This is a genomic window from Arsukibacterium sp. UBA5043 (assembly GCA_002415085.1).
In the GTDB taxonomy this organism is placed as follows: domain Bacteria; phylum Pseudomonadota; class Gammaproteobacteria; order Enterobacterales; family Alteromonadaceae; genus Alishewanella.
This window is the reverse complement of the sequence record DIBV01000007.1, coordinates 88,640-102,707: the sequence shown is the minus strand read 5'-3', so window position 1 is coordinate 102,707 and position 14,068 is coordinate 88,640. Positions and strand designations below refer to the sequence as shown.

Here is a 14,068-nt window from a genome sequence, read left to right as displayed (position 1 = left end):
AGGCTGCTCCATCCCGCGTCCGTCATTGCGGGGCGCATCTTAGTGTTTTTAATCTGGCTATGCAAGATGTTAATCGCGTTATTTTAAGTTATTCAGCTCAACTGCTTGTTTAAGCAGCACCTTGCTGATTTAAGCGTCGATATAACGCACTATTGCAATTCTTCAAACGTGTTTAAAGCACATTCTGTTATACTGTCGGCCATTTTATTTGAAGGTTGGGTGTTATGCTGGAATTCTGGGCTTTAACGTCAAAAGGCGTCGAAGAGCTGTTAGCCGATGAGATACGCCATCATCAGGGCGAAGTCATTAAAGTATCAATGGGTGTGGTGCGCTTTAAAGCAGAGTTAAGCAGTGCTTATCAGCTGTGCTTATGGTCACGTCTGGCCACACGTATTATGCGGCTAATTCAGTCAGAACCGGTAACCGCAGAGTCAGATTTATACCAGATAGCCCGCAAAATTGACTGGCCACAGTTAATGACTATCCGCCAGACACTAGCGGTTGATTGTGTTGGCAAACATGCCACCATCGATAATAGTCAGTTCGGCGGCATGCGTTTAAAAGATGCTATTGTTGATCAATTTCGGGAAGAAACTGGCCAACGCCCTGATGTTGACCGCCTGAACCCTGATATGCGTTTTCAGGTTCGGTTGGAAAAAAACTATTTTCATTTTCTGCAGGATTTTTCCGGCCCGTCGTTACACCAGCGCGGTTATCGATCAGGACAGGGCGAAGCGCCGTTAAAAGAACATTTGGCTGCAGCATTGTTAAAACGTTCGGGTTGGAGCAGCGATCAGCCACTATTCGACCCCTTTTGTGGTAGCGGCACTATTATTATCGAAGCGGCATTAATTGCCCTGAATAAAGCACCCGGCTTAAATCGTGAACGCTTCGCCTTCGAAGGCTGGCCTGGTCATCGGGCCAATGTCTGGCAACAATTAAAAGATGAAGCCAGAGCGGAAGTGCGCAGCTTGCCAGCACAAATTTTGTGTTACGGCAGTGATACCGATGAGCGTGCGTTAGCTAAAGCTCGTCAGAATATTGCCCGGGCCGGCGTGGCAGATTATGTCAAAGTGGATTATGCCGATGCAACGGAGCTTAAAGGCAGTGTTGCCACAATACCCGGCGTTATTGTAACCAACCCGCCTTATGGTGAACGGTTGGGCGATCTACCCAGTTTAATTCCGTTATACAGCAAATTTTCGCTGGCGCTAAAACAGCATTACCAGGGCTGGCGGTTAGCCATTATTACCTCTAATGCTGATTTACTGCGCTCTCTACGGTTGTCAAAAAGTAAAACCTATAAATTTACCAACGGTCCGCTGGATTGTGAATTTACATTGTTTGAACTGACTGAAAAACAAGTGGCGGTTAGCTCTGATGCGCCGTCGTTGTTTTTTAATGAGAGTAGTTCATTTGGCAATCGCCTGGCTAAAAATCTGAAACAATTACAAAAATGGGCAAAGCGGGAAGGCATTAGCTGTTATCGTCTATACGATGCTGATATTCCGGAGTACAACGTAGCAGTAGATTGGTACGATGGTGAAGTGGTTGTACATGAGTATGCTGCGCCGGCAACTGTTGATGAGCAAATTGCCCAGAAGCGCTTGTTTGATGTGGTTAACCAGGTACCCCAGGTGCTTGGGATCAGCTCAGATAAAATGATTTTAAAAGTACGGGAAAAACAAAAAGGCACTAATCAGTATCAGGCAATGGCTAAAGCTGGCCAGTACAAAGAAGTGGCCGAGTACGGCGCTAAGTTTTTAGTTAACTTACGTGATTATCTGGACACTGGCTTGTTTTTAGACCACCGGCTAACCCGGCGCTTAATTCAAGAGCACGCGAAAGATAAGTCTGTATTGAACCTGTTTGCTTATACCGGTACTGCCTCGGTGCATGCTGCTATTGGCGGTGCTAAATCGGTAACTACGGTAGATATGTCCAATACCTACTTAGACTGGGCAAAACGTAACTTTACCCAAAATGGTTTAGTGGTCAGTGGCGCTCAGGCGAAACAGTACCAGTTTGAGCAAGCCGATTGCCTGCAATGGTTGGCCCGCTGTCGTAACCAGTTTGATTTAATATTTGTTGACCCGCCAACATTTTCAAATTCAAAGCGAATGGAAGATAACTGGGACGTGCAACGGGATCATGTCAGTTTGCTGAATATGCTGGTAGGACGCTTAAATCCGGGCGGCAAAGTCATTTTTTCTAATAACAAACGCCGTTTTAAAATTGATAAGGCGGCTCTGGAAGAGGCAGGCTGGCAGATAAAAGATATTTCTGCGGCCACTTTGCCGGAAGATTTTAAACGTAACCCAAATATTCATGTCTGTTTTGAGTTAACGCGTTAATGGCGCAGTATACCTTATACAGCACCTGGGGCTGCCACCTGTGCCAGCAAGCTGAAACATTGTTAGTCGCAGCAGAATTAGATTTTCAGGTAATAGATATTATTGATGATGAACAGCTATTGCAGCAGTTCCGGGTGCATATTCCGGTGCTGGCGGCGGGTGACAAACTGCTGTACTGGCCTTTTGATGCTGAAAGCATCGCCAGTTGGTTGCAAAGTGTATAGGTTAATAAAATGCGTAGATTGAAGGATAGTAAGTAGTGGAATTATTGCGTTTTCAGCAGGCGTGTTTAGCGTTTGGTACCAACCCGATTTTAGATCATGTTGACTTTAGCCTGTTCAGTGGGGAGCGGGTATGTTTGGTTGGTCGTAATGGCGCGGGTAAATCGTCATTTTTAAAATTGCTGACCGGTCAGCAAAATCTGGACGATGGCCAGATAGTGGTCAATACCGGGGTTGTGCTAAGCCGTTTAGAACAAGACCCCCCGGCCAAAATGCAAACTAAAATTGCTGACTTTATTCGCGAGGGTGCCGGTGATTTAGCTGAAAAACTGCAACAGTTTTATACCTTATCAGAAAACCTGGAAGGTGCAGGTGATGCCGAGTATCGCTTATTTGAGCAACTGCAGAATGAAATGGATACTCGCGACGGTTGGTCATTGGAAACACGAGTGAGTGATCTTTGTCAGCAGTTTGAAATGGACCCGGATGCCAGCCTGGCGACCTTATCAGGTGGCTGGCTGCGCAAAGCCGCGCTGGCCAGAGCATTAGTGGCTAAACCTGATATTTTATTGCTGGACGAACCGACCAACCACTTAGACTTAGCGGCGATCCAATGGTTGGAGCAGTTTTTACTGAATTTTAACGGTGCCATTATTTTTATTTCGCACGACAGGGCCTTTATCCGGGCGCTGGCTACCCGGATTATTGACTTAGACCGGGGCGAGCTGACGTCACATCCTGGTAATTATCAGGAATATCTGGATCGTAAACAAAAAATGCTGGAAGACGAACAAAAGCATAATGCGTTGTTTGATAAGCGGTTGGCAGAAGAAGAAGTGTGGATCCGTCAGGGCATTAAAGCCCGCCGTACCCGCAATGAAGGTCGGGTAAGAGCGTTAAAAGCGCTGCGCCAGGAGCGGGCAGCACGCTTGGAGCAACAAGGTAAGGTCGATTTCAATATTGAACAGGCGAACCGCTCTGGTAAGCTGGTGTTTGAGGGCAAGGGCATCAGTCTGGCGTTTAACGGCAAGCCGGTAATGGACAATTTAGATTTGCTGGTCATGCGGGGTGACCGCATTGCCTTAGTCGGGCCTAACGGGGTAGGTAAGTCGAGCCTGATCAAAGTTCTGCTCGATGATTACAAAGTGGATAGCGGCGCAGTAAAACGCGGCACTAATCTGGAAGTGGCTTATTTTGACCAACACCGAATCGCGCTGGATTTAGAAGCCACGGTGCAGGATAACGTCGCTGATGGTAAGCAGGAAGTGCAACAAAATGGCCAAAGCCGCCATGTCCTTAGCTATCTGCAAGACTTTTTATTTCCGCCGGCCCGGGCACGTACGCCGGTTAAAGCACTTTCAGGTGGTGAAAAGAATCGTTTGTTATTGGCTAAGCTATTTGCCAGGCCAAGTAACTTATTGATCCTTGATGAACCAACCAATGATTTAGATGTAGAAACACTGGAGTTGCTGGAAGATATACTGCAGCAATATCAAGGCACCGTGCTGTTGGTCAGCCATGACCGTGAGTTTGTCAATAACACCGTTACCAGTTCCTTACTCTTTGCCGGAAATGGCCGGATTATTGAAATTGCTGGCGGTTATGATGATGTAACGGCTTATCAGGCGCGCCAGGCGAGCAAAAAAACCAATGATAAAACTGGCAGTAGCGAGCGGACAGTTGCAGAAAAACCTGCAGAGCCTTTAGTTAGTAACGCTAAGAAGTTATCATATAAAGAAAAACGTGAACTTGAACTTCTACCCCAGCAGATTGAGCAACTTGATGCTGAGCTAACTGCGTTACAGCAACAGGTTAATGATCCGGAGTTTTTCAAACGAAGCGCCGCTGACAGTCAACAGACGTTGAACCTATTGCAGCAGACTGAGTCGAAGCTGGCGCAGGCTTACGCGCGTTGGGAAAAGTTGGAAGCATCGGGTTCATAGATTTTTATAACAGATTATAAGTACATCAGAAGTACATTAGGGGCGTTGAATGAAATTATCTCGGATCAGTTTAGCATTAGTACCTTTGCTAACTGCATTTCCTGCCACAGCGGCTGTGTATCAAGTGGCAGAGCTGGAGCCAAACAATATTTCCAAGGCAAACTTTGCTGCCGCATTAAACGATCAGGGTGATGCGATTGTTACGGGTCAGGGGTTTGTACAATGGCAATTACGCGATGGCTCAACTCGAACTGCGGTTAATTTTATTAATTTTCCGCTTGATGTCAGCACCATCAATTTTGAAAGTGATACGATTAAAGCGATTTTAACTGCTGAACAAATTGAAGATGCCAAACTTGGTATTTATGATGCAACCGTATTAAATACGCTGACTGTATTGCTTGGTGCTAGCCAGGGATTGAGAAATCAACCGGTGGGACGCACCGTGGCGATTGCCCATCCTGTAAATGGTACGCCAGCGGTGAGCCCGTTACGTGATTTAAACCAACTTCGCTCTAACCAGGAGTTTATTAACGATATTAATGAACAAGGGGTCGTGGTCGGGGTCGCTACTGCTCCCTTTACTAAACAGGAATTTACCCCAGCTCCAGACCCGGATGCAGAAGATCCGGCAACAGAAGCACCAGAAACCATTACGGTTTGGCAGCCTGAACCTGGTTTTAAATACGGTGTTGCAGTAACCAGTAATGGCCCGGTTAATTTATTACCATCCTACACTGAGATTGGCGGCGGCTTCAGCCAGGCCTTTGCTGTTAATAACCAAAATCTGGTAGCTGGCTCGGGCTCTGTGGCATTAAATGAAGAGATTCAGACGTTTCTGGAAACATTATGTGATGGCAAAAACCAACCCGTTGTTTATTGTCTCAACCGGGAACTTGAAAGCCAGGAATCTAACTTTTTCGATTTAAAGTCGCAGATTTACCGTAATCAAACAGTTGTCGTGCCCAGTGGCTATACTGAGCGGGCAATGCTGTGGCAGTTACAAGCGGATGGTAGTGCCACCATTAGTCAAACGTTCGGCTTTCTTGGTGAGAAGGGCACTGGGGCAGTACACCAAATCGATGACGAGTCTGAAGTTCGTTACGCTAGTGCGGCTACTGCGGTTAATGACAATGGTATTGCTGTCGGTTATTCCATATATAGTGATAGCGATCGCAGTATTCTGTTTCGCGATGGGTTTGGCGGTGAGTTTCGCCAGATCTACGTTGCACCTCACGCGACCTTATTTCAGGGTGATGAAATAAGTGCCATGGTTGATCCGGCACAGTGGCTGGCGAGTATTGCTACCGATTTGAATAACAATAATATCGCTACCGGCTATGCGATAAAAACCATAAATGGCTCACGCCGGGATAAGTTTTTTTATTACGATGTGGCCGCCGATACTGTGGTATTTCCAACTGATTTTTTTGCCAGTTCTTCTTCAGTACCCGCAGATATCAATGATAACGGTCAGATTGTCGGCCGGGCTGAAATCATCATTGGCGGCACAACCGACCGGCGTCAGCATGGTTTTGTATATGATATTGCCAGCGATACTTTTCGCGATCTAAATACGTTGGTTGGCTGTAATGCCGATTTTACGATAGTCGATGCCAGCTCAATCAATAATAATGGTGAAATCCTTGCCACTGTGTTGCAAGTGTTACCGCAACTTGATGCCAAAGGACAACCGATACTGGACGAAAGTGGCAACCCGCAACAAACAGAGCAGGCTAAAGCGGTTAAGTTGTTGCCGGTAGCCAATGGTGAACCAGAAAATTGCAATACTGAACAAGATACCTATGAGCGCAATGCCGGTGGTTTAGGCAGTTTAGGTTTGTTTTTACTTGCCGGTTTTGGCGTTTTATTCCGTCGCAGACGCTAACCGTTACTCGCCTTAAACTGAATTTGAAAAGAGCTGCTTCGGCAGCTTTTTTTATAATAAAACCGGGCGCATTAAAACGGTTATCAAAACGTAATTTTAAGCGCAATATAATATAAAGAAAAACATTTTTAAAAAACATGAAACTTCAGTCTGTTAGCCTATGTCAAGCTGTATATCTGCTAATTTCGTTTGAACCTTCTGTCGCTGTCAGCTATCAATTAATGGGTGCATCGTTGCAATATACTGCTTACAGTGAGTTGGTTGTGATGTTTAAGCTTGCTCTGATAACGATTGCACTGCATAAAAATCAATACAAATATGTTGAGGAAGACTGCCGTATGAAAAGACAAAAACGTGATCGTCTGGAACGTGCTCATGCTCAAGGTTATCGTGCCGGTGTTACCGGACGCTCGAAAGAAATTTGTCCCTATCAAAATTTAGATGTCCGCTCACAATGGCTCGGAGGTTGGCGGGAAGCAATGGAAGATCGAAATGTCGGTTTGTTTAACAAAGGCCTCTGACAGGAAAAAAGTATTATTTTGTTGATTAGAAACAGAAACCCCGCAGATTAAGCGGGGTTTCTTCGTACTAGTCAGTTTGGCAGACTTAGAAACTAGACGTGTCCTGAAACAAGCCAACTTTCAAATCGGTCGCGGCATAAATATCACGGCCATCAACACTCACCACACCGTCACCAATGCCCATAAACAGCTTACGCTTGATTACTCGCTTCATGTTAATGGTGTAGGTTACCTTTTTTGCGGTAGGCAATATTTGGCCGGTAAATTTAACTTCACCTACCCCTAGTGCTCTGCCTTTACCAGGGCCACCACACCAGCCCAGAAAAAAACCAACCAGTTGCCACATAGCATCCAGACCAAGACAGCCTGGCATAACCGGATCGCCTTTAAAGTGACAGGCAAAAAACCAAAGATCAGGATTAATGTCCAGCTCAGCAATAATTTGCCCCTTTCCATACAGGCCACCCTCTTCAGATATATGAACGATTCGGTCCATCATCAGCATGTTGTCAGAGGGTAACTGGCTGTTGCCTTCGCCGAATAATTCACCATTCGCACAGGCGATTAAATCTTCTTTTGTAAAGCTATTCTTAGTCATGTATGTTTAACCCATTATAATTGCTGCGTCACTTTAGCGAACAGTTGTACGCCAGACAAGTCCGATTTGTCGATTCGCCTTTTTTTCGACCAGTCTGTTGATAGCGGGTGGCCAGTCTTACCTGACAAATAAATAAGTATGAGTATAGCAATGAGCAACGAGAATAAACGGGCGCTAAGTAATGCCGAAAAACAACAACGCTACCGCGAGCGTCAGCAAGCGTCTGGCAAAAAAGAACTACGCGGCTATCTGACGCCAGAAGCATTAAGTTGCTATCAGGAAATACAGGAGAAAACCCAGTGGAACGACAGTACTTTACTCAGTAATGCAATTCGCTTGATGTATGCTGCGCATAAATGTGGCCAGATTGGCATTTTGAATAGCTGGCTAACGGAACATAAGCGTTAAAAGCAGCGGCTTTACTCTTACTGCCAGCGCGTTGAGTTGGTATACTGGGCTTTTGCTGCAACTGGATTAGCCCGGATTATCAGATGATCTTATTTGTAAACTCCTTAACCGTGATTGATTTTTCTTACCTGGACCTTAAAAGGGGAATGGTGGGGGAAAGTTATATTGTTGACGCCGAATTACACGGCAGTTTAGATGACACCGCCATGGTGTTCGATTTTGCAAAAGTTAAAAAAGTGATTAAACAAGCCATTGATCAGCTAGTGGATCATAAGCTCGCCTTGCCCTTAAGCTGTGATGCCCTGAGCCTGACGCAGGATAATACCGTTAACTTAGTGCACTATCAAAGCGAACGCGGCTTGATTAGCCTGGCATCCCCGGCTGAAGCTTTTGCGGGTATACCTAGCCTGAAAATTGATGAAAAGAGTGTTAGCCAGTATCTGGAACAACAAATTAAACCCTTATTACCGCAAAATGTTGAATCTTTAAAATTAACGTTGCGCCCTGAAGCCAGTACAGGTTTTTATTATCATTACAGCCACGGGTTAAAAAAGCATGATGGAAATTGCCAACGGATTGCCCACGGCCATCGCTCTACGATTCAGATATATGTTGATGGTATGCTATCACCCCGCCTGAATAAAATGTGGGCTGAACGCTGGCAAGACGGTTATCTGGGTAGTGAAACAGATTTATGTGAAAGCGATTCATTGCAATATCTCACTGGCCAGCCAGAGTCTTATTGTTTTCGTTATCAGGCCAGCCAGGGCTGGTTCGAGTTAGTGATCCCACAAAATCATTGTGAAATTGTACCCTGTGATACTACGGTGGAATGTCTGGCTGATTATATTGCCAGTGAACTAAAAGCAATGGACAATAAAAAAATGTATAAGGTCGTGGCATATGAAGGTGTGGCTAAAGGCGCTATTGCTCAGTTGTAGTATTTTAACCAGCCAGGGTTTATGGGCAAACACTGAGATAACACTCAACGGCCAGTTGATACAAGGTAGTTTAATCCGGGGCAAGGTACCTTCTGGCTCAACGGTGCTGTTCAACGAGCAGGAACTTAGTATTAATGCTCGCGGACAGTTTGTATTTGGGATTGGCCGTGATGCCAGCCTCAGGCATCAGCTAACAGTGATAAAACCGGATGGTTCGCAGCAGGTGGTACCGTTGCAATTCGAGGCCCGGCAGTACGATATACAGCACATTACGGGGGTGGCACAAAAATATGTTACACCACCGGCTGAGGTTACTGAACGTATTCAGAACGACACCCGTAAAGTCAGAGCGGTGCGTAATACCCTGAGTGACAAAACCGCTATTTTTGCTGAGCCATACCTGCCGGCAAAAGGTAGAATATCTGGCGTTTATGGTAGTCAGCGGGTATTTAATGGCGAACCACGTAATCCGCATTATGGTCTTGATATTGCCGCTCCCATAGGTGCGCCCGTGCTCGCGCCCTGGGATGGTCAGGTACTGCTGGCAGAGGATTTGTATTATTCTGGTTTTACGTTAATTATCGACCATGGCATGGGCGTCAGCTCAACGTTAATGCATTTACACGCTATTGATGTGGTTGTGGGGCAGCATGTGCGACAGGGTCAGAAAGTGGCGGAAGTAGGGGCTTCAGGCCGGGTAACCGGCCCTCATCTGGATTGGCGGATTAATTGGTTGCAGGAGCGGTTGGATCCTCAGTTGTTGCTGGTGGAATAACAATGCTCTGTTGTAACCAAGCTGAGGCCAGCCGGGCGTCAGTAAATCGCAGGCTGGCAATGTTTGCCGCAGCAATCTGCAGCGGTAGCTGCAAGGTAAGTAAGCGGTCTTTACGGTAAATGACCAGCGGCTGTTTTGTTCCCACTTTTACTCGTTTGAGTAACTGCGGTAATGTTTGCTCTGTTATTTTCCAGCCAGCAAGCGCCAGTAATTGATCGCCAACCATAACACCTGCCTGATATGCCGCCCCCTCCGCTATTACCTGAGTCACAGTGACTAATCCCTGTTGCACTTTAATACCTGCCGCCAGATAAGCGGGCAGGGCGTGAATGGCCGTGTTAGCGGAACCGCCTAAATCAGAATAGTCTGTTGCCGGTCGAAAAGTAAGGCTCAAACCAAGTTGTGCTGCTGCCTGTTGAACTGGCAATGGCTTGTGCTGGCATGCCCAATCCTGGACAACGCCAGCAAGTTCTGGAAACCCCAACGCCGTTAAACTTTCAAACAGGCTGTGTTCATCGGTACCCGTTGCCAGATATTGCTGGTACATATACCGGCAAACCTGTTGCAGGGAACTGCCATGCTGACGCAATGCGCCCTCAAGACAAAATGCCAGTAACGCACCTTTGGCGTAATAACTCACCACAGCATTAATGGCGTTTTCGTCTTGCTTATAAAATTTTGTCCAGGCATTAAAACTGCTATCTGTAAGGCTCTGCAACTTATCTGAAGGGCTACGGGTTACCCGGCTCACTGTTTTTTCTAACTGTGCCAGGTAACGCTCCGGTTGGATCAAACCGCTTTGCACTAACGCTAAATCATCAAAGTATGAGGTAAAGCCCTCGTAAATCCACAACTGTTTGCTGTACTGCTCAGTATCTAAATGATAGGGATGAAACTCGGCGGGTTTTAACCGTTTAACCCACCAGGTATGAAAATATTCGTGGCTGCACAGCGCCAGTAATTGTTGATAGTTACTATCAGGTTCAACCATGTCAGTTGCAGGTAAATCATAACGATTGCAAAGTAAAAGAGTTGAAAACTTATGCTCTAAACCACCGTAACCTTGCTCTGTGACCCACAACAGAAACCAGTATTGGTCTAAATCGATTGGTAAGGTTTCAAAAACCTGCATCTGTTGCTGGCAGATTTGTTGTAAATCATGAGTCAAACGAGTCAAATCTGTCAGGTTGTTACCTGTAACCACCAGGTAATGAGGAATATCGTTAATCAGGAATTGTTGAAAACTAAAGATACCGGCCAGAATTGGGCTGTCAATTAAACTGGCATAATCGACCGCCTGATAAGTACCAAATTCCAGCAAGCGGGTGCCGTTAACAGGAGTTAAAGCCGTGGCGACCCGCCAAGCCTCGACTTCCTGTACAGCCGGTTTAGCCAGCAGGATCTGGTGTGGTGTTTGTGATAGATGACTGACTCCGAGACATAAAGCCGCTGGGTTTAGTATTGCAACCTCATCATCAACGTATGCTGCACGAACGGACAGATCATAAGCATATACAATATAACTGACCCTGACCTGCGAGTGACGGCATGCAAGTTGCCACTGCTGTTTATCCAGTTGTACTAAATCCAGTGGGCCATCTTCGTCACAGGCGCTGATACGGGTAATGTGTTTAGCAAAATCACGGATCATATAACTGCCGGGAAGCCAGGCCGGCATGCCTAACTGATGTGCAGAAGAGGTGGGTTGAAAGCTTAAGGTTACCGCGATTAAATGACTGCTGATATCTAGTATTGTTAATTGGTAACTGACCACTTTATTTAAACCTCTTGTTTCGATTTTGGCAGAAAATACGGAAATGAAAACCATATGCGCTATTTACCATTCTGAGATAACGGTGCGCCCCTAAGGCCTGTTATAATAAGCGGCATGAATTAGTTTAATTATCCAGCGAGTAGCTTATGTCAAACACGCCACCCAGTGAAGCCCTTATTGCCAAGCGAATGGCCCATGCTGTTACCCGGGTTACTAAAACCGTATTTCCCGGCCGCACTAATCATCATAATACGTTGTTTGGCGGCGAAGCGTTAGCCTGGATGGATGAAGCGGCATTTATTGCTGCTACTCGTTTCTGCCGCAAGCCCCTGGTTACCGTATGTTCTGATCGGGTTGACTTTAAAGAGTCTATTCCGGCTGGTACGATTATAGAGCTGGTCGCAAGGGTTGAGCATGTCGGTCGAACCAGTATTAAAGTTCACGTTGATATCTTTGTTGAAAATATGTACAGCGACGATCAGCATAAAGCAATATCAGGTAACTTTACCTTTGTCGCCCTGGATTCGGAACGTAAACCAACCCCTGTGCTCGCTGATTTCTGAATGGGTGCTGGCGCTGACTGTTATCAGTTTCAATTGCGATTAATGTCTGTTGAAATCAGTTCAAGCGTCAAGGATTTAGTTATTATCTTCGTTATACTTTGCCCAGGGCAATAATCCGGAATTTTAATCTTGTACAAAGTTTTTGAAGATCGTAACCGGCAGTTTTGGATCTTGCACAGTCTGGGCTGGCTTGGTTTCGCCATTGTTAACTACCTGGGCTCTTTGGTGCAGGAAACCCGGGATGCCTATTTAATTGTTGTCGCACTTGATGCCTATGTTGGCTGGCTTATCACTATTCCGCTGCGCTACATATATCAGCGTATCTGGTTCTGGCAACCCTGGCGGATGATTTTATTGGTGCTGATACTGGCATTACTGATCGCAGCGATATGGACTACCGTAAGAAACTTCAATTACTGGGAAATTTATCGCCATGGTTATCGCCCTGACGAATGGCTGCAGTTCATTAAAGATACTCCAGTTGCCTTTTATGTCATGTTAAGCTGGAGTGGCTTGTATTTTGGGATTAAATATTATCAGACCTTGCAGCTAGAGAAGCAGAAGTCGTTAACGGCAACGAATAAAGCGCATGAAGCGCAGTTGAAAATGTTGCGTTATCAACTGAATCCGCATTTTTTATTTAATACCTTAAATGCCATTTCGACGCTGGTATTAATTAATGAAACCGATACGGCTAATAAAATGGTCACCCGGTTAAGCGACTTTTTACGCTATTCGCTTTATAAAGATCCAATTAACAGGGTGCCGCTGGAGCAGGAGCTTTATGCTGCGAAATTATATCTGGAGATTGAAAAAGTCCGGTTTTCTGAGCGCTTAACCCTCAGTTTTGATATAGAGCAGGGCACAGAGCGGGCGTTAGTACCCAGTTTAATATTACAACCGTTAATTGAAAATGCGATTAAGTATGCGGTAGCCAGCCAGGTTAGTGGCGGCATAATTGCCATCACAGCGAAGAAATTCGGGCACGATTTATTGTTAGAAGTGTCAGATAACGGACCTGGGATGCCAATTAGTGATGGCATACCCAGAAACAGTGCCAGCGGTGTTGGCTTAGTCAATACCAAAGAGCGATTAGCGGCACTTTACGATAACGATTTTGCTCTGGTATTGACTCACAATGAGCCCAAAGGGCTTAAAGTCAATATCCGGATCCCTTTACAGTTAGAGCCAGTGGAAACGAACCATGTTGAAGGTAATAGTAGTAGATGACGAACCCTTAGCACGCAAGGGCATGTTGGTCAGGCTTGGTGCTTTTCCAGAGTTAGAAGTGGTTGCACAGTGCAGTAACGGTGATGAAGCGGTTAGCCAGATCCTGGAATTAAAGCCTGATGTGGTATTTCTGGATGTTGAAATGCCCGGTATGGACGGTTTTGCTGTGCTAAAAACTCTGCAGCAACACCAGATTAAATTACCTTATATCGTCTTTGTTACCGCCTATGATCATTACGCTTTTAACGCATTTGAAGTTAACGCGCTTGATTACGTATTAAAACCTGTTGAACCTGAGCGTTTAAAAGCTGCCGTGGATAAAGTATTGAAATTTCATGCGGCGGCTGACAGTCAGAAACATAAGGGACAGCTTGCCGCCGCAGTCGCAAAACTGACCGGCGACGAGGCTAATAACATTCTACAACGGTTGAATAAATCAGAACCTGTAGTTAACGACCGTTTTCCTGAGGCCATTAGTATTAAAGATAGTGGCGAAATCACCCGGGTGCCTGTCGCCGAAATAGACTGGGTGGATGCCGCCGGTGACTATATGTGTATTCATACCAAAGACGGTCAAACCCACATTCTGCGGCGCACCATGAAAGAGCTGGAACAAGAACTTGACCCAAGGTTGTTTGTCCGGGTACACCGTTCGGCCATTGTTAATGTACATACTATTGCTAAGTTACAAATGCTGTCTAACGGCGAACATCAATTAATGTTGACCAACGGCCAGGCAGTTAAAGTTAGCCGCAGTTATAAAGACAGAGTTAAGCAGGTTTTTAGTCATTAACGTAAAAATGCTAATCTTGCACTTTTTTCAAGCATTTGAAGGTTACCGTCTGTGCGGGG

13 protein-coding genes are annotated in these 14,068 nt (G+C 45.7%); 11 read left to right on the top strand and 2 right to left on the bottom strand.

Going from position 1 to position 14,068, the window contains the following annotated elements; genetic code table 11:
* Nucleotides 1-224: 224 nt before the first annotated feature.
* From rlmKL to rmf, 5 genes are all read left to right on the top strand, one after another.
* Nucleotides 225-2,354 carry a bifunctional 23S rRNA (guanine(2069)-N(7))-methyltransferase RlmK/23S rRNA (guanine(2445)-N(2))-methyltransferase RlmL gene (gene rlmKL / locus B2Q61_RS09480; protein WP_290615539.1) on the top strand — a complete coding sequence of 710 codons (2,130 nt, stop codon included), beginning with the start codon at nt 225-227 and terminating at the stop codon, nt 2,352-2,354.
* A complete protein-coding gene (locus B2Q61_RS09475) occupies nt 2,354-2,578 on the top strand; it encodes a glutaredoxin family protein (protein WP_290615538.1) in 225 nt (74 codons plus the stop codon). Before rlmKL ends, B2Q61_RS09475 begins: the two co-directional genes overlap by 1 nt.
* A 35-nt stretch (nt 2,579-2,613) precedes the next feature.
* Nucleotides 2,614-4,518, top strand: coding sequence for an ATP-binding cassette domain-containing protein (gene uup / locus B2Q61_RS09470; RefSeq protein WP_290615537.1), 1,905 nt, complete (start codon nt 2,614-2,616; stop codon nt 4,516-4,518).
* A gap of 49 nt (nt 4,519-4,567) precedes the next feature.
* Nucleotides 4,568-6,406, top strand: coding sequence for a DUF3466 family protein (locus tag B2Q61_RS09465; protein WP_290615536.1), 1,839 nt, complete (start codon nt 4,568-4,570; stop codon nt 6,404-6,406).
* Between the two features lie 221 nt (nt 6,407-6,627).
* Nucleotides 6,628-6,927, top strand: coding sequence for a ribosome modulation factor (rmf, locus tag B2Q61_RS17780; protein ID WP_349678778.1), 300 nt, complete (start codon nt 6,628-6,630; stop codon nt 6,925-6,927).
* An 85-nt stretch (nt 6,928-7,012) separates the two neighbouring features.
* On the opposite strand, the gene fabA is transcribed toward rmf, so the two are convergent.
* The gene (gene fabA, locus B2Q61_RS09455) at nt 7,013-7,525 is read right to left on the bottom strand and encodes a bifunctional 3-hydroxydecanoyl-ACP dehydratase/trans-2-decenoyl-ACP isomerase (RefSeq protein WP_290615535.1); all 513 of its coding nucleotides are present in this window, start codon (nt 7,523-7,525) and stop codon (nt 7,013-7,015) included.
* Between the two features lie 150 nt (nt 7,526-7,675).
* Here fabA and B2Q61_RS09450 point away from each other — a divergent pair, with 150 nt between their 5' ends.
* From B2Q61_RS09450 to B2Q61_RS09440, 3 genes are all read left to right on the top strand, one after another.
* Nucleotides 7,676-7,933 (top strand): hypothetical protein, encoded by a 258-nt coding sequence (locus tag B2Q61_RS09450; RefSeq protein ID WP_290615534.1) that lies wholly within the window; start codon nt 7,676-7,678, stop codon nt 7,931-7,933.
* Between the two features lie 83 nt (nt 7,934-8,016).
* Nucleotides 8,017-8,874 (top strand): 6-pyruvoyl trahydropterin synthase family protein, encoded by an 858-nt coding sequence (locus B2Q61_RS09445; RefSeq protein ID WP_290615533.1) that lies wholly within the window; start codon nt 8,017-8,019, stop codon nt 8,872-8,874.
* Nucleotides 8,837-9,649 (top strand): M23 family metallopeptidase, encoded by an 813-nt coding sequence (locus tag B2Q61_RS09440; RefSeq protein ID WP_290615532.1) that lies wholly within the window; start codon nt 8,837-8,839, stop codon nt 9,647-9,649. Before B2Q61_RS09445 ends, B2Q61_RS09440 begins: the two co-directional genes overlap by 38 nt.
* Here B2Q61_RS09440 and B2Q61_RS09435 read toward each other — a convergent pair.
* Nucleotides 9,600-11,477 (bottom strand): M61 family metallopeptidase, encoded by a 1,878-nt coding sequence (locus B2Q61_RS09435; RefSeq protein WP_290615531.1) that lies wholly within the window; start codon nt 11,475-11,477, stop codon nt 9,600-9,602. The two genes, B2Q61_RS09440 and B2Q61_RS09435, sit on opposite strands and share 50 nt — an antisense overlap.
* A gap of 92 nt (nt 11,478-11,569) precedes the next feature.
* On the opposite strand from B2Q61_RS09435, the gene B2Q61_RS09430 reads away from it, so the two are divergent.
* From B2Q61_RS09430 to B2Q61_RS09420, 3 genes are all read left to right on the top strand, one after another.
* Entirely contained in the window at nt 11,570-11,986 is a 417-nt protein-coding gene (locus tag B2Q61_RS09430; protein WP_290615530.1) for an acyl-CoA thioesterase, read from the top strand.
* 129 nt (nt 11,987-12,115) lie between these two features.
* Nucleotides 12,116-13,216 carry a sensor histidine kinase gene (locus tag B2Q61_RS09425; RefSeq protein ID WP_290615529.1) on the top strand — a complete coding sequence of 367 codons (1,101 nt, stop codon included), beginning with the start codon at nt 12,116-12,118 and terminating at the stop codon, nt 13,214-13,216.
* On the top strand, nt 13,191-14,009 hold the full coding sequence (locus B2Q61_RS09420; RefSeq protein WP_290615528.1) for a LytR/AlgR family response regulator transcription factor: 819 nt from the start codon (nt 13,191-13,193) through the stop codon (nt 14,007-14,009). Before B2Q61_RS09425 ends, B2Q61_RS09420 begins: the two co-directional genes overlap by 26 nt.
* Nucleotides 14,010-14,068: the final 59 nt, after the last annotated feature.

Coding starts and splice junctions, on each gene's coding strand:
- rlmKL (WP_290615539.1), top strand. CDS start 225: ATGCTGGAATTCTGGGCTTTAACGTCAAAAGGCGTCGAAGAGCTGTTA.
- B2Q61_RS09475 (WP_290615538.1), top strand. CDS start 2,354: ATGGCGCAGTATACCTTATACAGCACCTGGGGCTGCCACCTGTGCCAG.
- B2Q61_RS09465 (WP_290615536.1), top strand. CDS start 4,568: ATGAAATTATCTCGGATCAGTTTAGCATTAGTACCTTTGCTAACTGCA.
- rmf (WP_349678778.1), top strand. CDS start 6,628: ATGGGTGCATCGTTGCAATATACTGCTTACAGTGAGTTGGTTGTGATG.
- fabA (WP_290615535.1), bottom strand. CDS start 7,525: ATGACTAAGAATAGCTTTACAAAAGAAGATTTAATCGCCTGTGCGAAT.
- B2Q61_RS09450 (WP_290615534.1), top strand. CDS start 7,676: ATGAGCAACGAGAATAAACGGGCGCTAAGTAATGCCGAAAAACAACAA.
- B2Q61_RS09445 (WP_290615533.1), top strand. CDS start 8,017: ATGATCTTATTTGTAAACTCCTTAACCGTGATTGATTTTTCTTACCTG.
- B2Q61_RS09440 (WP_290615532.1), top strand. CDS start 8,837: ATGAAGGTGTGGCTAAAGGCGCTATTGCTCAGTTGTAGTATTTTAACC.
- B2Q61_RS09435 (WP_290615531.1), bottom strand. CDS start 11,477: ATGGTTTTCATTTCCGTATTTTCTGCCAAAATCGAAACAAGAGGTTTA.
- B2Q61_RS09430 (WP_290615530.1), top strand. CDS start 11,570: ATGTCAAACACGCCACCCAGTGAAGCCCTTATTGCCAAGCGAATGGCC.
- B2Q61_RS09420 (WP_290615528.1), top strand. CDS start 13,191: ATGTTGAAGGTAATAGTAGTAGATGACGAACCCTTAGCACGCAAGGGC.